Origin of the sequence: Streptomyces sp. NPDC053431 (assembly GCF_044544925.1) — a bacterium.
Taxonomy (GTDB): Bacteria; Actinomycetota; Actinomycetes; order Streptomycetales; family Streptomycetaceae; genus Streptomyces.
Genome location: NZ_JBITXX010000010.1, coordinates 217,543 through 238,393, shown reverse-complemented (window position 1 = coordinate 238,393; position 20,851 = coordinate 217,543). Strand labels below are relative to the sequence as shown.

Below are 20,851 nucleotides of genomic sequence, written 5' to 3'. Positions count from 1 at the left end.
CACGTGGCCGAGCAGCACACTCCCCGATCCCTGATCGTCTCCTTGTACGGCGCGTACGGACGGTTGCCCGACGGCGCGCCGATGCCGGTGGCGGAGCTGATCCGGCTCCTCGCCGTGCTCGGCGTGGACGCCCCGTCGGTGCGCTCCTCCGTCTCGCGGCTGAAGCGCCGCGGGCTTCTGCTGCCCGGCCGCACGGAGGACGGCGCCGCCGGGTACGCGCTGTCGGACGACGCTCGGATGCTCCTGGAGGACGGCGACCGCCGGATCTACACCCGTACGGAGCCGGCCCTGTCGGACGGCTGGGTGCTGGCCGTGTTCTCCGTCCCCGAGGCCGAGCGCCACAAGCGCCATCTGCTCCGCTCCCGGCTCGCCCGGCTGGGCTTCGGCACGGCGGCGCCGGGCGTCTGGATCGCGCCGGCCCGCCTGTACGAGGAGACCCGGCACACCCTGGAGCGCCTGGACCTCGCCTCGTACGTGGACCTGTTCCGCGGCGACCACCTGGGCTTCGCGCCGACGGCGGAGGCGGTGGCCCGCTGGTGGGACCTGCCGTCGATCGCCAAGCTCCACGAGGAGTTCCTGGACGCCCACGAGCCGGTCCTGCGCACCTGGTCGAGCACCCCGGGCACGCCCGAGGAGGCCTACCGCGCCTACCTGCTCGCGCTCGACTCCTGGCGCCGTCTCCCGTACGCGGACCCGGTCCTGCCGCTCAGCCTGCTCCCGGAGAACTGGCCGGGCACCCGCTCGGCGGAGGTCTTCCTGGCGCTGCACGAGCGCCTGCACGCCCTGGGCGCGGAGTTCGTACGGGTGTGAGCCGGGGTGTGAGCCGGGGTGTGAGCCGGGGTGTGAGCCGCCCGCCGGTCAGTCCTTGTACTCGGCGATCTGGAGGAGGTTGCCGCAGGTGTCGTCGAGGATCGCGATGGTGACCGGGCCCATGTCCACGGGCTCCTGCGTGAAGCGGACACCGAGGGCCCGCAGTCGCGCGAACTCGGCGCGCACGTCGTCGACGGCGAAGGAGTTCACCGGGATGCCGTCGGCGGTGAGCGCGTCCTGGTAGGCCTTGGCGGCGGGGTGCTGGTTGGGTTCCAGCACCAGTTCGACGCCGTCGGGGTCCTCCGGCGAGACGACGGTCAGCCAGCTGTGCCCGCCGAGCGGCACCTCGGCCTTCTTCACGAAGCCGAGCACCTCGGTGTAGAAGCGCAGGGCCTTGTCCTGCTCGTCGACGAAGACGCTGGTCAGGTTGATCCTCATGGGGTGCCCTCCCGGGGTCGGCCTGGGTCGTGACGTGCCTGCCACGTCGCCCGACAAGTCGATCACCCGGGCGCGGCCGGTGCCACCGGGGCGTCGCGCGGGCCGGGTAGGGGGCCCGCGGGTCAGGGGTCCTTTCGGCCGGTCGGCGGGCGGCGGCTGCCCGCGCGGTACGGGGCCGGCCAGGGGGCCGCGGGACCTTCGTAGCCCTGTTCGGCGGCGGCGTGCAGAGTCCAGTGCGGGTCGTAGAGGTGGGGGCGGGCGAGGGCGCACAGGTCGGCGCGGCCGGCCAGGAGCAGGGAGTTCACGTCGTCCCAGGAGGAGATCGCGCCGACCGCGATCACCGGGATCCCGAGGGCCGAGCGGATCCGGTCCGCGTACGGGGTCTGGTACGAGCGCCCGAACTCGGGGCGCTCGTCGGGGACGACCTGGCCGGTGGAGACGTCGAGGGCGTCGGCGCCGTGCGCGGCGAAGGCCCGGGCGATCTCGACGGCGTCCTCGGCGGTGGTGCCGCCCTCGGCCCAGTCGGTGGCGGAGATGCGGACGGTCATGGGCCGCTCGGCCGGCCACACCTCGCGGACCGCGTCGAAGACCTCCAGCGGGTAGCGCAGCCGGCCGGTGAGGTCGCCGCCGTAGGCGTCCGTGCGGTGGTTGGTGAGCGGGGAGAGGAAGCCGGAGAGCAGGTAGCCGTGGGCGCAGTGGAGTTCGAGGAGGTCGAAGTCGGCCTGGGCGGCCCGCCGCGCCGCGGTGGTGAACTCCTCGCGGATCGCGGCGAGCCCTGCCCGGTCGAGGGCGTGCGGGACCTGGTTGACGCCCGGGCGGTACGGGAGCGGGGAGGCGGCCACGAGCGGCCAGTTGCCCTCGGGCAGCGGCTCGTCAATGCCCTCCCACATGCGCCGGGTGGAGCCCTTGCGGCCGGAATGGCCGAGCTGGACGCCGATCGCCGCGCCGGGGGCCTGCGCGTGCGCGAAGGAGGTGACGCGGGCCCAGGCCTCGGCCTGCTCGTCGGTCCACAGTCCGGTGCAGCCGGGGGTGATCCGGCCGCGCTCGCTCACGCAGACCATCTCGGTCATGACGAGGCCGGCGCCGCCGAGGGCGCGGGCGCCGAGGTGCACGAGGTGGAAGTCGCCCGGGACGCCGTCCTCGGCCACGTACATGTCCATGGGCGAGACGACGATCCGGTTGCGCAGGGTCAGGCCGCCGAGCCGGAACGGGGTGAACATGGGCGGGGTGCCGGGCGGGCAGCCGAACTCCTCCTCGACGGAGGCGGTGAAGGCGGGGTCGCGCAGGCGCAGGTTGGCGTGCGTGACGCGACGGCTGCGGGTGAGCAGGTTGAACGCGAACTGGCGTGGGGGCCGGTCGAGTTGGGCGGCGAGTTCCTCGAACCAGCGGAGACTCGCGGCGGCCGCCCGCTGGGTCGACTCGACGACCGGACGGCGCTCGGCCTCGTAGGCGGCCAGCGCCTCGGCGAGGTCCGGGTGCCGGTCGACGGCGGCGGCGAGGGCGACGGCGTCCTCGACGGCGAGCTTGGTGCCGGAGCCGATGGAGAAGTGCGCGGTGTGGGCGGCGTCGCCGAGGAGGACGGTGCGGTCGTGGGACCAGCGGGCGTTCACGACGGTACGGAAGGCGGTCCAGGCGGAGCTGTTGGAGCGCAGCGCACGGCCGCGCAGCGGCTCCGCGAAGAGCTTGGCGCAGCGGGCGGCGGACTCGGCCTCGTCGAGCTCGTCGAACCCGGCGGCCCGCCAGACCTCCTCGCGCATCTCGACGATGACGGTGGAGGAGTCGGCGGAGTACGGATAGGCGTGCAGTTGCATCACGCCGTACTCGGTCTCGGCGATGTCGAAGCGGAAGGCGTCGAGGGCGAAGTCGGCGGCGAGCCAGATGTAGCGGCAGCGGTGGGTGGTGACCGTGGGGCGGAAGACCTCGGCGTGGGCCTCGCGGGTGCGGCTGTGCACGCCGTCGGCGGCCACGACCAGGTCGTGGTCGGTGGCGAGGACCTCGGCGGGCGGGGCCTCGGCACGGAAGCGGAGGTGTACGCCGAGCCCGGCGCAGCGCTCGTGCAGGAGCTCCAGGAGCCGGCGGCGGCCGAGGGCGGCGAAGCCGTGGCCGGTGGAGGTGAGGAGGTGGCCGCGGTGGGCGATGTGGATGTCGTCCCAGCGGACGAGCTCGCGGCGCAGCGCCGCGTGGACCTCGGGGTCGGCCTCCGCGATGCCGCCGAGGGTCTCGTCGGAGAGGACGACCCCGAAACCGAAGGTGTCGTCCGGGGCGTTCCGCTCCCAGACGGTGACCTCGCGGTCCGGGTCGTCCCGCTTGAGCAGTGCGGCGGCGTAGAGCCCCCCGGGTCCGCCCCCGACGACGGCCACCCGCAGGGGCCGCCGCCCCCCGCCCCGGCCCGCGCCGGTGCCGCCCGGCGCGGGACGGGGGTCGGAGGTCGGGCGGCGGTCGGCGGTGGGGCGGGGGTCGGGGGTGGGGCGGGGGTCGGGGGTGGGGCGGCGGTCGGGGGTGGGGCGGCGGTCGGGGGCGGGGCGAGAGCCCGGGGCGGTGTGGGGGGCCGGGGCGGGCATGGTCACCGCCCCCGCCATTTCGCGGGGCGTTTCTCGGTGAAGGCCGCGTGGAACTCGGCGTAGTCCTCGCCGTGCATGAGGAGGGCCTGGGTGGCGGCGTCCATCTCGACGGACGCGGCCAGCGGCATGTCGAGCTCGGCCGTGAGCAGCGCCTTGGTCTGGGCGTGGGCGAGGGCGGGGCCCTCGGCGAGCCGGCGGGCGAGGGCGGCGGCGCGGGCGCCCACGGCGCCTTCCTCCGTCAGCTCGCTGATCAGGCCGATGCGCTCGGCCTCGGCGGCGCCGACCGGATCGCCGAGCATGAGGAGCCGGGTCGCGTGGCCGAGTCCGACGACCCGGGGCAGCAGATAGGCGGCGCCCATGTCACCGCCGGAGAGCCCGACGCGGGTGAAGAGGAAGGCGAAGCGGGCGGTGGGGTCGGCGACCCGGAAGTCCGCGGCGAGGGCGAGGACCGCTCCGGCGCCGGCGGCGACGCCGTGGACCGCGGCGATCACCGGGAAGGGACATTCGCGCAGGGCGCGCACGGTCTGCCCGGTCATCCGGTTGAAGTCGAGGAGCTGGGCGGTGTCCATGGAGAGCGTGGCGCCGATGATCTCGTCGACGTCGCCGCCCGAGCAGAAGCCGCGCCCCTCGCCGCCGAGGACGAGCGCGCGGACGGCCCGTTCGCGGGAGAGCTCGGCGAGCAGGTCGCGCAGGTCGGCGTAGGCGCCGAAGGTGAGCGCGTTCAGCTTCTCGGGGCGGGCGAGGGTGATCGTGGCGACCCCGTCGTCGACGGTGAGGCGCAGGTGCCGCCAGCGTTCGGTGCGGGTCGCGGACCCGGTGAAGGGGCTCATCCGGGAGAACCTCCCTGTTGCGTACACGTACGGGTACGGCACCACCACGATGAGGGTATCACTCAAATCTGACCATCGTCACGAGCGCGCGATACAGCACCCCACTTCTCCCTTCCCTCGTCGCCCCCGTCATCCGTCTTCAAAGGTCCCGCACGGAGACGGACGCAGGTCCCTACCGGATGTGGGCGACCGCCTCTGTATCCAGATTTTTGGGTCCGTAAGGTTGAAACCAGGACGTGCCCCGTCCGCCCCCGCACGTCCGGTGGCCCCCACCTGGCCACGCTCCGCCCCATGCCCCGACCACCCTCGAGCCCGAACGGAACCCCGCCGTGTTCGAAGCCTCCGGCCCCGCGTCCTGGCGCGTCGAGCTGCCGCACACCACGGCGGCCGTGCCGCTCGCCCGCGCCCTGGTCCGCTCCGCCCTCATCGAGATCGAGGGCGCGGAACGCGCCGCCGCCGACAGCGAGACGGCCGAGCTGCTCACCGCCGAGCTCGTCGCCAACGCCGTCGAGCACACCGCGGGCGACGGCCCGATCGAGCTGGTCGTCGAGCTGCTCCCGGCGTTCGGCGGCTGCCAGATCGAGGTTCACGACGGCCGCCGGGCGGCCCCGGGCGAGCTGATCGGCCGAGGGCCCGGCGCCCCGGTCGACCCGTGGCAGGAGCACGGCCGCGGGCTGTTCCTGATCCGGGCACTCAGCAGCGACTGCGGTCACCGCCCCACCGCACAGGGCAAGGCGGTCTGGTTCACGCTGCCGTCCGTGCCGCGACAGCGTGGTCACGGCCCGGAGCGGTGACCGGCCGCGGAGTGCGGGGCGGGCGGCGGGCAGCGGACGGGGGGACCGGCCGGGCACCTGGCCGGGCACCTTCCTGTACGGGGCTTACAGGGGGCGGCCCTGTACGGGGCTTATACGGGTGCGGCCGCGAGGCGTGCGTACTCCCAGGGGTCGTGCGCCGAGAAGACCGTCACCTCGTCCCCGTGGTCGCGGACCAGCTCGCGCAGCCGGGCCTGGGTGCCGATCCGCAGGTCGCGATGGACCTGCGAGCGCGTCTGGACGACGTCCATCAGCGGATGCGGCTCCTTCGCGTCCGCCATCTCGCGGTGGTAGTAGTACGCGTCGCCGCAGTGCAGCAGCCACCGGTCGGCGTCCCGGACGGCGACGCCGGTGTGGCCGGCGGTGTGGCCGCCGAGCGGGACGAGCCGGAACTCGGGCGGCAGACCCTCCGGCCGCAGCCCGTCGAAGCCGAACCAGTCCTCGACGGCACCGTGGTCGGCTCCGGGGTCGGCGTGTGCGTCGGCCGGCTGGTACGTGACCCAGTCCGGCTCGTGTGCCCAGTGGGCGGGCCGGTAGCGGTGGTTCGGGGCCTCGGCGCGCGCCGCGGCGAGTTCGGCGGCGAGTACGTGCACCCGCGCGCCGGGGAAGTCGGGCAGGCCGCCGCAGTGGTCCACGTCCAGGTGGGTCAGGAGGACGTGCCGGACGTCGGCCGGGTCGTACCCGAGGCGGGCGACCTGCCGGACCGCCGTCTCCTCCTCGTCTAGCGCGGGCTGCGCCATGGCGACCCAGTCGGCGCCGAGGGTGGCCTCCGGCTCGCGGACGTCGCCGAGGCCGAGGCCGGTCTCGACCAGGACCAGGCCGTGGGCGTCGGTCTCGACGAGCAGGCAGTGGTTGACGGCGGGCAGGGACGCGGGGCCGTCGTAGGTGGGGTCGACGGTGCGGACGGAGCCGCAGTTCAGGTGATGGATCCTCATGACGGGTAGGCTGCGACTTGAAGCGCGGTTCAAGTCAAGCCGCCGCGTGGTGAGGGCGGTTCACATCGAGGAGGGGCGGCCGTGGACGGGACGCTGCTGGACATCGCCGAGGTCGCCGAGCGCTCCGGCCTGGCGCCCTCGGCGCTGCGGTTCTACGAGAAGAAGGGCCTCATCTCCCCCGACGGCCGCAACGGCCTGCGGCGCACGTACCGCCCGGAGGTGCTGCAACGCCTGGCGCTCGTGACGTGCGCCCGGAGCGCCGGACTCTCGATCGCCGAGATCGAGCGCTTCCTGGTGGCGCGCCCGTCCGACGCGGAGCTGCGCGCGCGGATGACCGTCAGGGCCGACGACCTCGACGAGCAGATCGGACGGCTCACCCGGCTCCGTGACAGCCTGCGGCACGCGGCCGTCTGCGACCACGAGCCGATCGTCGACTGCCCGGACTTCCTGCGCGCCGTCGGCAACGTGCCCGGCGACGCGGCCGCCGCGCGGCCGGCTCCGTCGGGTCCTGCGCGGATCGCCTAGGTCTTGTCGTCGAACTCCCGTCGGCGCCCGGAGGGCGGGCCCGCGGCGTCAGGTGCGTGCTCTCGGTGCGCCGGGCGCGAGACAGGACCTAGGGGTGGACGGGGTCGCCCATCGTGGCGACCATGACGGCCTTGATGGTGTGCATCCGGTTCTCCGCCTCGTCGAAGACGACGGAGTGGGCCGACTCGAAGACCTCGTCGGAGACCTCGAGCTCGGTGAGGCCGTGCCGCGCGTGGATATCGCGGCCGACGGCGGTGCCGAGGTCGTGGAAGGCCGGGAGGCAGTGCAGGAACTTCACGTCCGGGTTGCCGGTGGCGCGGATGACGTCCATCGTGACGGCGTACGGCGCGAGGGCGGCGATCCGCTCGTCCCAGACCTCCTTGGGCTCACCCATGGACACCCACACGTCGGTGGCGACGAAGTCGGCGCCGCGCACGCCCTCCGCGACGTCCTCGGTGAGGGTGATCGTCGCGCCGCTGGTCTCGGCGAGCCGCCGGGCCTCGGCGACGAACCCCTCGGCCGGCCAGTAGGCCTTGGGGGCCACGATCCGGACGTCCATGCCGAGCAGGGCGCCGGTGATCAGGTACGAGTTACCCATGTTGAAGCGGGCGTCGCCGAGGTAGGCGAAGACCGTCTCGTCGAGGGCCTTGTCGCTGTGCTCGGTCATGGTGAGGACGTCGGCGAGCATCTGGGTGGGGTGCCAGTCGTCGGTGAGCCCGTTGAAGACGGGCACCCCGGCGAACGCGGCCAGCTCCTCGACGGCGGCCTGGCTGTCACCGCGGTACTCGATGCCGTCGAACATCCGGCCGAGCACCCGGGCGGTGTCCTTCACCGACTCCTTGTGGCCGATCTGGGAGCCGGAGGGGTCGAGGTAGGTGGTGGAGGCGCCCTGGTCGGCGGCGGCCACCTCGAAGGCGCAGCGGGTGCGGGTCGAGGTCTTCTCGAAGATCAGGGCGATGTTCCTGCCCCGCAGCCGCTGCACCTCCGTGCCGGCCTTCTTGGCCGCCTTGAGCTCGGCGGCGAGCGCGACCAGGCCGCGGAACTCCTCGGCGGTGAAGTCCAGCTCCTTGAGGAAGTGGCGGCCGGTGAGGTCGGTGGCCATGGGGCGCTCCTGGGTTACGGTCGGGCACGTCGAACACGTCCGGACGTCATGGACGTCATGGACGCCGGGGGACGACGGGGTCGGGAACGCTGGAAGTCTATACGACATTCAGCATTCTTATACAGCCCCCCGCCACCCCCACCGGTCCCGAGCGTCCCCCTCGGGGCCGGCGACCGGCCCCGACGAGCCCCTCCTACGCGGTCACGTGGCATCACGCTGCACGGGGCAGCTCATGCAGCGGGGCCCGCCCCTGCCCCGGCCGAGCTCGCTCCCCGGGATCTCGATCACCTCGATGCCCTGCTTGCGTAGATGGGTGTTCGTGGTGACGTTCCTCTCGTAGGCGACCACGACCCCCGGCTCGACGGCGAGGACGTTGCACCCGTCGTCCCACTGCTCCCGCTCCGCCGCGTGGACGTCCTGGGTGGCCGTGAGGACCCGGATGTCCTGGAGGCCGAGGGCGGCGGCGATGGCGCTGTGCATCTGCTCCGGCGGGTGGTCGGTCACCCGCAGGGACTGTCCCTCGTCGCCCGGCTCGATCGTGTACGAGCGCAGCATGCCGAGCCCCGCGTACTGGGTGAAGGTGTCCTGGTCGACCATCGTCATCACGGTGTCCAGGTGCATGAACGCACGGCTCTTCGGCATGTCGAGCGCGATGATCGTCCGGGCGGAGTCGGCCGCGAACATCCCCCGGGCGAGCATCTCCACGGCCTGCGGGGTGGTGCGCTCGCTCATGCCGATGAGGACGGCGCCGTTGCCGATGACGAGGACGTCGCCGCCCTCGATCGTCGAGGGGTAGTCGGACTGCCCTTCCGACCAGTGGTGGAACGCCCCCGCCTTCGGGCCGGTGAAGAGGGGATGGTGCTTGTAGATCGCCTCGAAGTGGACGGTCTCGCGCTGCCGGGCGGGCCAGCGCATGGCGTTGATGGACACCCCGTCGTAGATCCAGGCGGAGGTGTCCCGGGTGAAGAGGTGGTTCGGCAGCGGGCCGAGGACGAATTCGTCCAGGTCCAGGGCGTGGAAGCGGACCGAGGTCGGCTCGCGGTGGGCCGCGAGGAACTCACGCTTCGTCATCCCGCCGACGAGCGCCTCCACCAGCTCCGGGGCGTCGAGCGAGTCGAAGGCGGCGCGGAGGTGGTCGGTGGCGAGCGGGCCGTACTCCTTCTCGTCGAAGACCCGGTCGAGCACGAGCTCGCGCGCCGCGGGCAGTTCCAGGGCCTCCCGGAGGAGGTCCCCGAAGAGATGCACCTCGACGCCCCGGTCGCGCAGTACGTCCGCGAACCCGTCGTGCTCCTGACGGGCCCGGCGCACCCAGAGCACGTCGTCGAAGAGGAGGGCGTCCTTGTTGGTCGGGGTGAGCCGCTTCAGCTCCAGATCCGGTCGGTGCAGGATGACGCGGCGCAGCCGCCCGGTCTCGGAATCGACATGGAATCCCATGCGCCCATCCTGACGGAGCGGGACGGCCCGTGCGTGGTACTCAGCGTGTCAGGAAGGCCGCGACGATGACGACGACCAGGAACACGAGGGTGAACAGGGCACACCCGAGCACGGCGTAGGCCATGCGCCCGTCGTTACGGTCCCCGGCGGACGGGGGGCCGGAGGCGGACGGACGCGGGGCGGCGGCGGACCGGGGAGCGGAGGACGGGGACGGCGCGGGCGACGGGGACGGGGACGGCGTGCGGGGCGTGGACGGGGACGGGGACGGGGACTGGGGCGGCGCGGGGGACGTGGACGAAGGGAGCGGGGACGAGCCCGTCGGAACAACAGAAGGGTCGGGGCGCGAGACGTCGGGGTGCGGCGGGCCGGGGGGCGCGTGGTGCGAACTACGGAGGGAGCGGGGCCAGGAGGCGGACCGCCCGGCCGGGTCAGGAGCGGCCGGGTCGGCGGACGCGGTGTTCGGCACGGTGGGGTGCGGAACGAGCGGGTGCGGGGACGGGGAACGGACGTCGAGGACGAGGATGCGCCAGACCGACTCGGGCAGCCCCGGGCGCTCGCCCTCCACGATCCGGCGGAACGCGGCCCGGGCGGCCGGATGGGGACTGGTACGGAACCGGGCCAGTACGGCGGCCAGCCGCTCGGCCCGCTCGTCGCCCTCCTTCGCGCCGCCGAGCACCGGGCGGACGGCCCAGTCGTGCAGGACCGCGGCCTCGGCGGCACGCTCGGCGGCGTCGACCCGGTCGTCGGGGTGGACGCGCCCGACGAAGTACTCCTCGGCTATCACGAGATCGCACAGCTGACGCCGGAGTCCGCGCCCCCAGGCCGGGAAGCGGCGGACGACCTCCTGGATCAGGGCGGTGGTGACGACGTGCGTCCGCCCACGGTCTTGCAGCGCCCGGAGCAGCTCCTCGTCGGCCGCCCCGTGCACGGCCTCCCGCACCGCCCCCGTGTCCTCCGCCCGCAGCAGCCGCTCCTCCAGCCCGGTCTCCCGCCGCACCGCCCGCCGACGGCCCCGGTATCTGCGCCGCGTCACCGCGGGCCCGGCCCAGGCGGCCCCGAGCACACTCCCCGCGTGGGAGGCGACGGCCCCGTCCGACGACGGATACGAGCCCGCCGCGACGTCCGGCGACGGCGACGGCGACGGCGACGGCGACGGCGACGGCGACGGCGACGGCGACGGGACCGAACGTCCGGCGTCGGTCCCGGATGACGGGCCGGCCGGGACCGACCTGTCGGTCGGTTGGAGCAGGCCCGGTTCCTCGGTGGCCGGAGCGGTGCCGCGCGGGCGGGCCGACGCGCGCGGGTCGGCTGCCGGCAAGGGTCCCGATCCCGAGCCGGCCGCACCGGCCTCGAACGGTCGGGGACCGGCCCGGTCGGCCGCGACGGCGCCGCCGACCACCGGCGCCCGAGAACCCGAGCCCGCCTGGCCTGCCGCCCCCGACGCCGGCGCGAAGCCCGGCGGCAGGGCGCCGTCAGGCCCCTCCCCCGGCTCGGGCGCCCCTCCGCCTCGCGCCCCGGTGTCGCGATCGACCGGGGCCGACGCATCACCCGAGGCCCGGGAACCGGGTCCTCCGGCGCCCGGCTCGGACACCCGAGCACCGGACGGGCCCACCCGCGAACCGGGTCCTCCGGCGCCCGGCTCGGACACCCCAGCACCGGACGGGCCCACCCGCGAACCGGGTCCTCCGGCGCCCGGCTCGGGCGGCCGGGCGCCGCTGCCCGTCCCGGCCGACCCGGCCGTGGACTCCTGCCCCGCTGTCCCCGCCGCGCCGGGCACCGCGCCGGGCACCGGAGGCGCCCCCGGTGCCGGCGGTGCCCCGAAGGCTGGCGATGCCTCCGGTGCCTCCAGACCTCGCGCGGTCCCAGCCGCCGGTGGCACCCCGGCGCCCCGCGGTGCCTCCAATGTCTCCGCCGGCGCCGCGCCCTGCGAAGTACCAGGCACCGCGCCTGGAGGAGACCCAGGCACCGTCGGCGCCCCCGGGCCCGGCCGAGCCGCCGGGGCGGGCGCAGATACCGAGTCGGGTGCCGCCCCAGGAGCGGCGGAGGCCCCCGCGGTCGAGGCCGGCCCCACCCCCAAGGCTGAACCTTCCCCCACGGCTGAACCTGCCCCGGAGGCCCGCCCGGCCCCCGAGGCCGACCCCTTGCCCCCGACCGGACGCGGCCCGGCCCCAGGGCCCGGCGCCCCCGCCGAGCCCCCCGTGCCCGCTCGGCGCGGTCCCGGGTCGGCGGCGCCTGGTGGGTAGCGGCGGTCCAGGCGGGTCGCGGCTGCTCGGGCCGTGGTCAGGAGGGGGGCGCCCGGGCGGGTCAGGGCGTGGCGGAGGGCGGCGCCGACGGCGTACTCGCGGTCGGCGCCCGCCGCCACCCCGCGCAGGTGGTGGTCGACCAGGCGCGCGGCCAGGGACTCCGCCTCGTCGTCGACGCGTTCGCGGGGGTCGGCGCGGTGGCGGTCGTTGTTGCTGCTGGCCGCGCCGGCCCAGCGGCCGACGAAGACGAAGCGGAGGGCGCGGAGTTCGGCCGTGTCGTGGGTGGCGAAGGTCCAGCGGAGGTCGGTGAGCTCGCCGAACATGCTGTAGAGGCCCCACAGGACGGGCAGCGCCGTGTCGCCCCGCTCGTCGAGGAGCGTGAAGCGGCCCTCGGGGCGGCGCAGCAACTCCGCGACCGCGCCGACGAGTTCGTCGGCGGCGCCGGGGAGCCGTACGTCGAGCGCGTGCTGGCCCAGGCCCGCCGCCGGGATCAGCGCCTCCTCCCGTACCGCCGGCAGCTCCCCCCGTACCGCCGCCAGCGGCAGGTCCGCGCCCGCCCAGGTCCAGGCGTGCAGGCCCAGGCAGAGCGACGGGTCGAGGAGGTCCGAGGGGCCGACCAGGGCGTGGCAGATGGTGGAGGCGCCGCCGCCGGGGTCGATCCAGGGGATGCGGTGGATCAGCATGGCTTCGGCGCGGCGCTGAAGCCGGACGAGGGCCGGCCGGGTCTCCTCGCCGCTCGCCCGCAGCACCGTACCGGCGCTGCGGAACAGCGCCTCCGCCTCGTCCCGCCCGCCGGACCAGGCCACCGGCCCGAAGCCGGTGGTGCCGGAGGCGTTCCCGCTGTCCCAGCGGAAGACGATCTGGTCGACCCGGTCGGCCCCGCCGTCGGTCGGCGTCATCGCCATGGGTCACTCCCTCCTCGAAGCAGCCCGCACGCGGCGAAGACGGACAGCAGCGGGGCCAGCACCCGTCGCGGCCGCGCGCCGTGCGGGAAGCGGTCGCCGCGCGCCTGCCCGCCGGTCGCGGCGACGAAGTGCAGGGTGCAGTGGGCGCAGTCGTCGAAGGGCCGCAGCCAGGCGGCGCTCGCGTGCCGGTCGAGGAACGCGTACGCGTCCCGGCTCTCGTCCTGCTCGGCCGCCCCGTCGTACCGCTCGGGCAGCGCCCGCCCGAGCCAGCGGTCCACGGCCGGTTCGAAGCGCACCAGATCGCTCTTGTTCACGGCGAGCGCGGCGGGCGCCGCGACGAACCCGTCCCTCCGGGGCAGCCGGTTGAGGACGGTCGTGAACGCCTCGTCGCCGAGGTCACGGCGCGGCAGCCCGTACCGCTCGCGCACCGGGTCGAGCGCCGGCATCCGCAGCGCGCGCAGCGGGTCGACCACGAAGACGAAGGCGTCCACCCCGGTGAGGAAGCTCGTCACCTCTCCGTCCTGGGCGAGGTCCTCGCCCGCGAGGTCGAAGAAGACGACGGGCCGCGGGGTCCGGCCGGGCGCGGAGACGAGGAGACCGTCGGCGAACCGGGCGAACGTCTGCTGGCCGGTGCGCCCGAGCTGCCGCCCCTGCTGGAGGCTCTGCACCCGTTCGCGCAGGTAGGTGCGGTGCGCCTCCGGGTTGAGGGGCAGGCACTTGAGCCCGTACGGCTCCAGGCCGCCGAGCTCGACCTCGCCGAGCATCGCCGCCATCAGATGCGTCTTGCCGACGGCCGAGCTGCCGACGAAGGCGATGGACAGCGGCTCGCCGTTGGTGAGGTAGGGCACCGGCAGTTCGTGCGCCTCGTCGCCCTCGCCGGTGTGGGGGCACAGGTGGTACGCGGTGCGCCTCAGGTCCTGGCGGCGGCCGGGGCGGTGTTCGGCCGCCAGGTCGAGCGGGATGCGGTTGCCCTTGGCGTCGATGGTGACGAGCAGCCGCTCGTCGTACTCGACGGGCAGCAGGCAGTGCGGGCACAACCGCCCGCGCGGGGGCGGCGGTTCGGCCTCCGGCCGCGCCTGCGCCTGCGTCTGCGCCTGCTGGGCGAGCGGCGGAGGGTCCCCGAAGAGCAGGGCGCGGATGCCCCGTCGCGGCGGCGCGGCCTCCGGCTCCGGGCCCGCCGTCTCTCCGCGCGCCGCCCGCAACGCGGCCCGCTTGCGGGCGAGTTCGGCGTCGTACCTGGCCCGCCCGGCGGCGAGCGGGTCGGCGGTGCCGACGGCGTGGGCGAGCGGGTCCGTCAGACGGAGCAGCCGCAGGAGGTCGGCGGGGGACGGCCGGGCGGCGGCCTCGGCGGCGAAGAGACCGCTCTGCGCGAGGGCGGCGAGCCCCCGGTAGTCGCCGAGGTCCTCGGGCGGCCCGTCGGCCCGGTCGGTGCGGCCGGGCGGCCCGGGGTGGCCGGAGAGCAGCAGGTAGGCGATCCGAGCGAGCGACCACAGGTCGTCGCGGCAGTCGGCGGCGCCGCGGCCGGCGCGCTGTTCGGGCGAGGCCCAGGGGGCGGCGCCGAAGGGCTCGCGGGCCTCCCCGGCGCGCAGCGCCGCGTACGGCTCGCACAGCCGCACATGGCCGCCGTCCCAGCGTACGGTGTCGGGCGCGAGCGCCCGGTGGACGAACCCCGCCTCCTCCAGGAGCCGTACGGCGAGGGCGAGCTGGCCGACGATCCGCTGCTGCTCGTCCGCGCCGAGCCGGGGCAGGCACTCGGTGAGCGGGGTGCCGGCGGAGCGGCGGTAGAGCACGAACGGCTCGGCGCCGTCGAGGTCGAAGCCCACGACGCGGGTGAACACCTCGGCGTACTTCTCACCGCCGTAACGCCGTTCGAGGGCGACGGCCGCGGCCACCTCCCGTTCGAGCAGGCCGTGCGCGTGCGGGTCGCCCTGAGCGGACGACGGCAGCCGGAACTGGACGACGGGCCAGCCCGCGCCCAGGGTGACCGGTCGGGTCCTCAGGTGCGGCCGCCCCGGCGCGCGGGCGTCCTCGCCGTAGCGGACGGCGAAGCGGACCGGCTCCTCCTGCGGGGTGAGGAACTCCAGCTCCTCGTCGGGTCCCTGGGCGTCGCGGTCAGGGGCGTCGCGGCCGTGGGCGTCGCGGCCGTGGGCGTCGCGGCCTTGAGCGTCGCGGCCATGGGCGTCGCGGCCTTGAGCGTCGCGGCCATGGGCGTCGGAAGTGCGGTCGTGAGGCATGGGGTCCTGTGGTCGGTCCGCGGTCGTCATGGGGCTCCCCCCTCCTCCGCCCTGACGGTGTGCACGACGTCGGAGCGCAGCGGTACGAGGCGCAGGACGCCCGCGTGCCGGCCGCCCCCCGTCCACACCACCTCCTCCGCGGCGCCCCGCCAGATGTCGTCCCCGGCGGCCCCCCGGCGCATGGTCTCGGGCACGAACCGCACCCGGCGCACCGCGCCCGGTACGTGGGACAGCAGCCGCAGGTGTTCGGGCCCGCACAGCGGGACGGTCAGGTCGGGGTCGTCGTCGGCGGCGAGCAGCCGGACGACGCCCTCCGGGGAGACGCCGATGAGCCGGGCGGCGTCGGGGCGTTCGCCCCGCTCCCGGCCGGGCGGCGGGGAGGCGGCGGCGTCCCGCTCCAGACGGGTACGGGTCTCGTCGAGCAGGGCCGTCATCGGCGCGTCCAGGGGGAGCCGACCCGCGTTCCCGGGGTCGCGTTCGATGCCGGCCCAGCAGGTGTCGAGGACGCCGGTGACCCCTTCGACCAGGTCGGAGAGCAGGGTGTCGACGAGGGCCGGTCCCCCGTCGCCGTACCGCCGGTCCAGCCACTCCGGCGCCGGTGCGGGGGGCGCGGGGGCGGTGACCGTGGCGGGCGGCCAGGCCGGAGCATCCGGAGCTGCCGGAGCTGCCCTGCCCGGCTCCTCCCGGTCGGACCAGACGTCGTCGTCGGCGCCGTCCGACCAGTCGTCCCAGTCCCAACCGGTGTCCGCCGACGCGCTGTTGCCGCTGGCGCCGTACGCGCCGCCGGTGCCGAACGCGCCACCGATGCCGCCACTGCCGTACGCCCCGCCCGTTCCGCCCCCGTCGTACGCAGCGGCCGTGCCCGGCCCTCCGTTCGGGTCAGGGGTGCCCGGCCCCCCGTACGCCTCCGCCGTCGCCGCGAGGCCGCGCAGGAGCCGGGCCACCGCGCCGGCGCCGTCCGAACAGTGGTGACGCACGTCGGCGAAGAGCCAGTCGTGCACGGCGGTCGTGACGACGAGGGCGTGGACCTCCTGGAGGGCGTTGCCCGCGTCCTCGGGGTCCACGCGGTCCCACCAGTCGTCCACGGCCCTGGTCCAGTCGCGCAACGCGAGCAGCACGACGGCGGCGACGGCCACGGCCAGGGCGCTCGCCGTCGCCCAGAGGGGCGGGCCGAGGGCCTGTCCGAGGCCCGCGCCGGCGAGGCCGCCGACGAGGCCGCCGAGGAGCCGGGGCCCCGAGCCCGTGCTGCCGCCGCCGTCGAGGCGCCCGTCGGGCGAGCGGTTGGGGCGGCGGCGCAGCATCAGCAGCGCGAGTGCCGCGGCGAGCAGTCCGGTGGCCGGGCCGAGCGCCCACCCGGCGCCCGGCCACAGGCCCGCGAGCAGGGCGAGGACGCCGGTCACGAGGGCGGCGGTGGACCGCGAGCCGCCCGCCAGGAAGGGGTGTGAGGTCGCGATCCGGTCGAGCCGGGCGGGCCCGCAGACGGTGTCGAGTGCGGTGAGACGGGCGGCGCTGCCGGCCGGGGCGGTGCGGGCGGAGAGGGCCGCGAGCCGGGCCGCGACGGAGCGCAGCGGAAGGCGGTCGGCGATCAGCTCGCGGGTGTGGTCGCGCAGGGCCGGGACGATGCCGGTGCGGGTGATCTCGCGGGGCATCTCCGGGAGCCGGATGCCCCGGTCGCCGAGGAGTCCACGCTCCTCGACGCTGGGCCGGGTGGCGCCCGCGACGGTGAAGGCGTCGGCGACGGTGCCCCGGAGGGCGCGCAGCGCCATGGCGAGGCGTTCGACGGTGCCGGGCAGGTCGGTGTCCCGTCCGGCGCGGGTGAGCAGCCCGGCGGGGCCGCGTACGCGCGCGTAGCCGTCGACGGCGTCCTCCAGGGCGTCCTCGCAGGCCCGGAGCTGGGTGCCCGCTCGGCCGCCGGCGGGCAGCCAGTCGTGCGTGGTCAGCGAGCGCGGCACCGACTCGTCGAGGAGCAGGGCGAGTTCGCCGGGGACCTTGCCGACGGAGCCGGCGGCCGGCACGTCGGGTCCGGTCAGCGCCTCCACGGCCTGCCGCCAGGCCCGGGCCCGGGCCTCGTCGCTCAGGTCGTGTTCCAGGACGCGGACGGAGGGGACGGCGACGCCGCCGGCGACCTGGCCGAGGGCACGCAGCACGGCGTCGAAGACCTCCGGGGTGGCGAGCACCTCCACCAGCGGGCGCAGGGCGGCGGCGTCGGGGCCGTGGAAGCCGTCGAGCAGCCACAGGACGCCGGCGGCCGGCGGCCGCAGGGTCAGGGTGCGGCGCAGGGTCCGCTCCCCCGGCGCGCCGACGGCGAGACAGACGACGTGGGCGGGGCCGTAGGAGGAGAGCAGTTCGTGCAGGAGCTGGTGACCGACGAGCCGGTCGGCGTCGTCGACGACGAGGAAGCGGCGCTCGCCCGCGGGCTGCGGGGTGGTCAGGGCCCGGCGGACGGCGTCTTCGGGCGCGTGCCGGTCCTCGGGGTCGTGCGCCTCGGCCCGCAGGTCGAGGCAGACGGCGTGGCCCGGCAGCGGACGGTCGGGCACGACACGGGGGTTCACTCCTCCTCACCGTCCCAGTCCCACGGGTAGCCGCCGTCGACGGGCTCCGGGGCGGGCTGTGCCGGGGGCTGCGCGGAGTGCGCCGGAGAAGGCGCCGGGGAAGGGCGCGCGGAGGGCTGCCACGACGGCTGCGGAGAAGGCCGCGGAGCCTGCTGCGGCGGCACGGGTACGGAGGTGGGGCCGGCGGCCGGCGCCGGACCGGGCGCCCAGGCGGTGTCCTCGGCGCCGGCCGGCGCGGGAGCCGGGGCCGGCGGGTGCGCCGTGCCGGGCGCGGCGGACGGGGCGTGGCGCTCGTAGAGGGCGCGCAGGGAGGGCCGGGTGGGGCGGCCGGCGCCGGCGAAGCGCATGTCGAGCGCCGCCGGGTAGGTGACCTCCCAGAAGTCGCGCAGCGGGGCCAGCCACTCGGTGTCCTCCTCCCCGTACTCGGCGCCCAGTTCGTCGAGCAGCACCAGCTGGCGCGGCGCGACCTTCTCGACGAAGTGGACGAAGAGCGGGGACGGCGGGGCCGGGGTGTGGGAGAGGCCCTTCGGCAGGGCCTGCATCAGCCGGCCGCAGAACTCCTCGATGATCTGCCCCTCGTCGAGCAGCGCCCAGCGCTCGTACGCCCTGAGCAGGCCCGCCCAGCTGGACAGCGCGCCGTCGAAGTCCTCCAGGCGCAGGGACATCGTCGCGGACTCGCCCTCCTGGAGGCGGATGCGGACCAGGTGCGGCGAGTCGGCCGGGCCCTCGGTGTGGAAGTGCCCGTTCCACATCGCGCACAGCAGCCGGTGCAGGATGCGCCGCCGGTCCTCCTCGGTGGAGACCAGCCAGTCGTCATGGTGGCCGAGCCGCTGCCGCCAGTGCAGGAAGTCCTCCTGACCGCCGGAGTCGCGGGCCTCGGCCCACTGGCTGAGGACGCCGCGCACCTCGGAGATGTCGGTGAGGTTCATGCCGCTGCGGAAGAGGACGACGGTGATGGACTCGGTGTCGACGGCCCGGTACTCCTGGGTGGCACGGGCCGGCAGGTTGAGCTCCTGGCGCAGGTAGTCGGCCGCCCGGCCGTCGGACTCGCTGGCCGGGTGCACGATGAGGATCTTGAGGGGGCCGCCGCCGTCCGGGGTGAAGCCGACCGGGAGGAGTCCGGCGAGCGCGGCGCGGAACTGCTCCAGCCAGCGGGGGTCGACCTTCTGCTCGGCGGACTCGTCGCCGGACGCGGCGCGCAGCAGCAGCTCCATGGAGGGCAGCAGCGGACGGGTGAACCGGTCGTCGTTGGCCTCGCCGAAGAGCTTCTTCACCCGCCGCTCGACGACCTGCTTGATCTCCTTGACGGCGGCGCCGGGCGAGCGGCGCACCGCGTCCAGGGCGCTGCGCCACTCCTCGGGGCGGACCAGGCGTTCCAGGAGGCCCGCCGCGTCGGTGGCCTCGGGCAGGCCCATGCTCTGCACGAGCCGGTCGAGGACGTCGTCGTAGAAGGCGCGCAGGCTGTTCTGCGGCGGCAGGAGGTAGGAGATGCCGGTGCGGTCGTCGCGGTAGAGCTCGCGGCGCCGGTCGGCGAAGGCCTTGCCCTCGTCCTGCTCGTGGGCGCGCAGCACCTTGGCGAGCTCGCCCAGTTCGTGGAGGGTCCTGGTGAGCGGGGGCCGCCACTGCGACTCGCCGGCCTGCCAGGCCCGGTGCCACAGCATCTTGGCGCGCCACTGGTACCAGGCCTCCTGGCGGGCCAGGGCGTCCTGGACGTCCGGGTCGCTCCAGCGGGCGGCGACGATGCCGCCGGCGGTGCGCTTGATGTGCGGGATGGCGGGGGCGGAGGTTTGGACGTCCGCCGGGCGCTCGGGGTCGTTGCGCCGGTTGTCGAGCATGCCCGTGAAGCCCGCGGCCGCGACCCGGTCGGGGTGGCCGGGCTGTCCGTTGAGCACCGCCTCGACGCGGAAGGGGCTGACGACACCGAGGAGTTCGCGCACGGCGGTGCCCGACTTGAAGCCCTCGCTGAGGCGCGGCACCTCGCGGGCGAGCTCGGCCTCCAGGCGGCGCAGCGCGTCCTCCATGTCGCCGAGCCGGTTGCGCAGTTCCTGGGTGATGGCCTTGCTGCCCTTGGGGAGCTGCTCGGGCAGGGGCACGTCTGGCGCCTCGCGGGTCCACAACCGGCCGATGCCGGAGCGGTTGAACATGTCCTGGACGAGGTGCTTGTCCTCGGGGGTGACCCGGCGGGCCTTCTCGCCGAGGCCGCGGACGGCCTGGGCGAGGAGCCGGGCCGCGACGATCTCGGCGAGGTCGTCGACCGGCACGGTGAGGGAGGCGGCGAGGCTGGTGGACATGCCGCGGTAGCCGATGCCGGTGCGGGCCGGGGTGGAGCGCTCGACGCTCTTGTTGATGAAGCTGGCGGCGAAGGACTGGTAGTCGTCCTCGGAGCGCCCGGCGGCGCCGGTCTCGTCGCTGAGCTCGGTGCCGATGAGGGACATCACCATGGCGGTGATCGAGCGGCGCAGGTCCTCGGTGCCGATGACGGCGGGCTTGGAGAAGAGGAAGGCGGTCTGCACCGTGGACGGGCGCAGGGCGACCACCCCGTCGACGGGGTACTGGACGCTGATCCGGCCGCGCTGCTCGACGTCGCCGACGTCCTCGAGCGCGTTGGGCACGTTCTGGTCGTCGACGAGGCGGGAGAGGTCCACGAGGGCGCGGGCGGCGTTGAGTTCGGCCTCGCGGCCGCCGCCCGCCTCGGGCGGGAAGGCGGAGGGCATGACGACGAGGGGGTAGATCTTGACGCCGGGCACGTTGCCCCTGCGGAACTCGTGCCCGATGAGGTGGATGAAGTCGTAGAAGATGCCGGCTCCGGTGCCGCCGGCCACGGAGAAGGCGACGAAGACGTCACAGCCCCGGATGCGGCCCCCGCCGACCCTCCGCAGGTCGCCGGCCGCGTTGCCGATCGCCCCGATGGCGTCGCGGAGTTGACGCAGGACGGGGTCGACGCCGGAGCGCATGGTCGCGAAGAGCGCGGCCCGGCCGACGGTGGGCAGCTGGCCCGCGCCGTTGTGGAGCGGCGCGACGCGCGGCTGGCGGGCCTGCGGCGGCAGCCATGTCCGCGTCTCCTCGTGCAGGGCGACCCGCAGCATGCGGGTGACCTCGGGCGAGGAGTCGTAGTCGGTGGGCAGCAGGTCGCGCACCATGCGGGAGGTGCGGGCGAAGGCGGCGTTCTCGGCTCCCTTGGCCCGGAACTGCGGCTGGCTCAGCAGCTCCGCCTCGCTGAAGTCGGCGTACACGAACTGCAGGCAGTCCGGCAGTTGGAAGGGCAGCCGCCGGCCGCCGTCGACGAGCTCGGTGCCGTCGGGGCCGCACAGCTCGCGGCGCAGGCTGCGTTCCAGCTCGCTGCCGATGCGTCCGCCGGTGCCGCCGAGGCCCACGAAGAGCATGGGCTGGTAGATCTTCATTGTCGTCTCCCCTGAGGACCCGAGGGCCCGTGGATCGTTCGTGGGGCGTGGTGTGGGGGTGGGGCGCGG

13 protein-coding genes are annotated in these 20,851 nt (G+C 75.3%); 3 read left to right on the top strand and 10 right to left on the bottom strand.

The window, feature by feature from the left end:
- The first annotated feature begins 3 nt into the window (after positions 1 to 3).
- Positions 4 to 810: a PaaX family transcriptional regulator C-terminal domain-containing protein gene (locus ACIGXE_RS23740; protein ID WP_399750517.1), complete on the top strand. Its 807-nt coding sequence runs from the start codon at positions 4 to 6 to the stop codon at positions 808 to 810.
- Positions 811 to 858: 48 nt separating this feature from the next.
- Here ACIGXE_RS23740 and ACIGXE_RS23735 read toward each other — a convergent pair whose 3' ends face one another.
- From ACIGXE_RS23735 to ACIGXE_RS23725, 3 genes are all read right to left on the bottom strand, one after another.
- Complete coding sequence (locus tag ACIGXE_RS23735; RefSeq protein WP_399750515.1) at positions 859 to 1,248, bottom strand: VOC family protein; 390 nt, start codon at positions 1,246 to 1,248, stop codon at positions 859 to 861.
- Between the two features lie 122 nt (positions 1,249 to 1,370).
- On the bottom strand, positions 1,371 to 3,827 hold the full coding sequence (locus ACIGXE_RS23730; protein ID WP_399750513.1) for a bifunctional salicylyl-CoA 5-hydroxylase/oxidoreductase: 2,457 nt from the start codon (positions 3,825 to 3,827) through the stop codon (positions 1,371 to 1,373).
- The gene (locus ACIGXE_RS23725; protein ID WP_399750566.1) at positions 3,812 to 4,639 is read right to left on the bottom strand and encodes an enoyl-CoA hydratase family protein; all 828 of its coding nucleotides are present in this window, start codon (positions 4,637 to 4,639) and stop codon (positions 3,812 to 3,814) included. Before ACIGXE_RS23725 ends, ACIGXE_RS23730 begins: the two co-directional genes overlap by 16 nt.
- Before the next feature lie 329 nt (positions 4,640 to 4,968).
- On the opposite strand from ACIGXE_RS23725, the gene ACIGXE_RS23720 reads away from it, so the two are divergent.
- Positions 4,969 to 5,433: an ATP-binding protein gene (locus ACIGXE_RS23720; RefSeq protein WP_399750511.1), complete on the top strand. Its 465-nt coding sequence runs from the start codon at positions 4,969 to 4,971 to the stop codon at positions 5,431 to 5,433.
- 110 nt (positions 5,434 to 5,543) lie between these two features.
- Here ACIGXE_RS23720 and ACIGXE_RS23715 read toward each other — a convergent pair whose 3' ends face one another.
- Positions 5,544 to 6,386, bottom strand: coding sequence for an MBL fold metallo-hydrolase (locus tag ACIGXE_RS23715; RefSeq protein ID WP_399750509.1), 843 nt, complete (start codon positions 6,384 to 6,386; stop codon positions 5,544 to 5,546).
- Between the two features lie 81 nt (positions 6,387 to 6,467).
- On the opposite strand from ACIGXE_RS23715, the gene ACIGXE_RS23710 reads away from it, so the two are divergent.
- Entirely contained in the window at positions 6,468 to 6,911 is a 444-nt protein-coding gene (locus ACIGXE_RS23710) for a MerR family transcriptional regulator (protein ID WP_399750507.1), read from the top strand.
- Between the two features lie 88 nt (positions 6,912 to 6,999).
- On the opposite strand, the gene argF is transcribed toward ACIGXE_RS23710, so the two are convergent.
- The 6 genes from argF to ACIGXE_RS23680 form a co-directional block, all read right to left on the bottom strand.
- Complete coding sequence (gene argF / locus ACIGXE_RS23705; RefSeq protein WP_399750505.1) at positions 7,000 to 8,013, bottom strand: ornithine carbamoyltransferase; 1,014 nt, start codon at positions 8,011 to 8,013, stop codon at positions 7,000 to 7,002.
- A 201-nt stretch (positions 8,014 to 8,214) separates the two neighbouring features.
- Complete coding sequence (locus tag ACIGXE_RS23700; RefSeq protein ID WP_399750503.1) at positions 8,215 to 9,447, bottom strand: arginine deiminase; 1,233 nt, start codon at positions 9,445 to 9,447, stop codon at positions 8,215 to 8,217.
- A gap of 40 nt (positions 9,448 to 9,487) precedes the next feature.
- On the bottom strand, positions 9,488 to 12,595 hold the full coding sequence (locus tag ACIGXE_RS23695; RefSeq protein WP_399750500.1) for a hypothetical protein: 3,108 nt from the start codon (positions 12,593 to 12,595) through the stop codon (positions 9,488 to 9,490).
- Positions 12,586 to 14,859 (bottom strand): hypothetical protein, encoded by a 2,274-nt coding sequence (locus ACIGXE_RS23690; RefSeq protein ID WP_399750498.1) that lies wholly within the window; start codon positions 14,857 to 14,859, stop codon positions 12,586 to 12,588. The genes ACIGXE_RS23695 and ACIGXE_RS23690 overlap by 10 nt, the downstream gene beginning before the upstream one ends.
- A complete protein-coding gene (locus ACIGXE_RS23685) occupies positions 14,856 to 17,381 on the bottom strand; it encodes a hypothetical protein (protein ID WP_399750496.1) in 2,526 nt (841 codons plus the stop codon). The genes ACIGXE_RS23690 and ACIGXE_RS23685 overlap by 4 nt, the downstream gene beginning before the upstream one ends.
- On the bottom strand, positions 17,378 to 20,782 hold the full coding sequence (locus tag ACIGXE_RS23680; RefSeq protein ID WP_399750493.1) for a tubulin-like doman-containing protein: 3,405 nt from the start codon (positions 20,780 to 20,782) through the stop codon (positions 17,378 to 17,380). The genes ACIGXE_RS23685 and ACIGXE_RS23680 overlap by 4 nt, the downstream gene beginning before the upstream one ends.
- Positions 20,783 to 20,851: the final 69 nt, after the last annotated feature.

What these genes read in the sequence shown, in the direction of transcription:
- ACIGXE_RS23680 (WP_399750493.1), bottom strand. Translation starts at nt 20,782, where the DNA reads ATGAAGATCTACCAGCCCATGCTCTTCGTGGGCCTCGGCGGCACCGGC.
- ACIGXE_RS23700 (WP_399750503.1), bottom strand. Translation starts at nt 9,447, where the DNA reads ATGGGATTCCATGTCGATTCCGAGACCGGGCGGCTGCGCCGCGTCATC.
- ACIGXE_RS23725 (WP_399750566.1), bottom strand. Translation starts at nt 4,639, where the DNA reads ATGAGCCCCTTCACCGGGTCCGCGACCCGCACCGAACGCTGGCGGCAC.
- ACIGXE_RS23690 (WP_399750498.1), bottom strand. Translation starts at nt 14,859, where the DNA reads ATGACGACCGCGGACCGACCACAGGACCCCATGCCTCACGACCGCACT.
- argF (WP_399750505.1), bottom strand. Translation starts at nt 8,013, where the DNA reads ATGGCCACCGACCTCACCGGCCGCCACTTCCTCAAGGAGCTGGACTTC.
- ACIGXE_RS23715 (WP_399750509.1), bottom strand. Translation starts at nt 6,386, where the DNA reads ATGAGGATCCATCACCTGAACTGCGGCTCCGTCCGCACCGTCGACCCC.
- ACIGXE_RS23735 (WP_399750515.1), bottom strand. Translation starts at nt 1,248, where the DNA reads ATGAGGATCAACCTGACCAGCGTCTTCGTCGACGAGCAGGACAAGGCC.
- ACIGXE_RS23730 (WP_399750513.1), bottom strand. Translation starts at nt 3,827, where the DNA reads ATGGCGGGGGCGGTGACCATGCCCGCCCCGGCCCCCCACACCGCCCCG.
- ACIGXE_RS23695 (WP_399750500.1), bottom strand. Translation starts at nt 12,595, where the DNA reads ATGGCGATGACGCCGACCGACGGCGGGGCCGACCGGGTCGACCAGATC.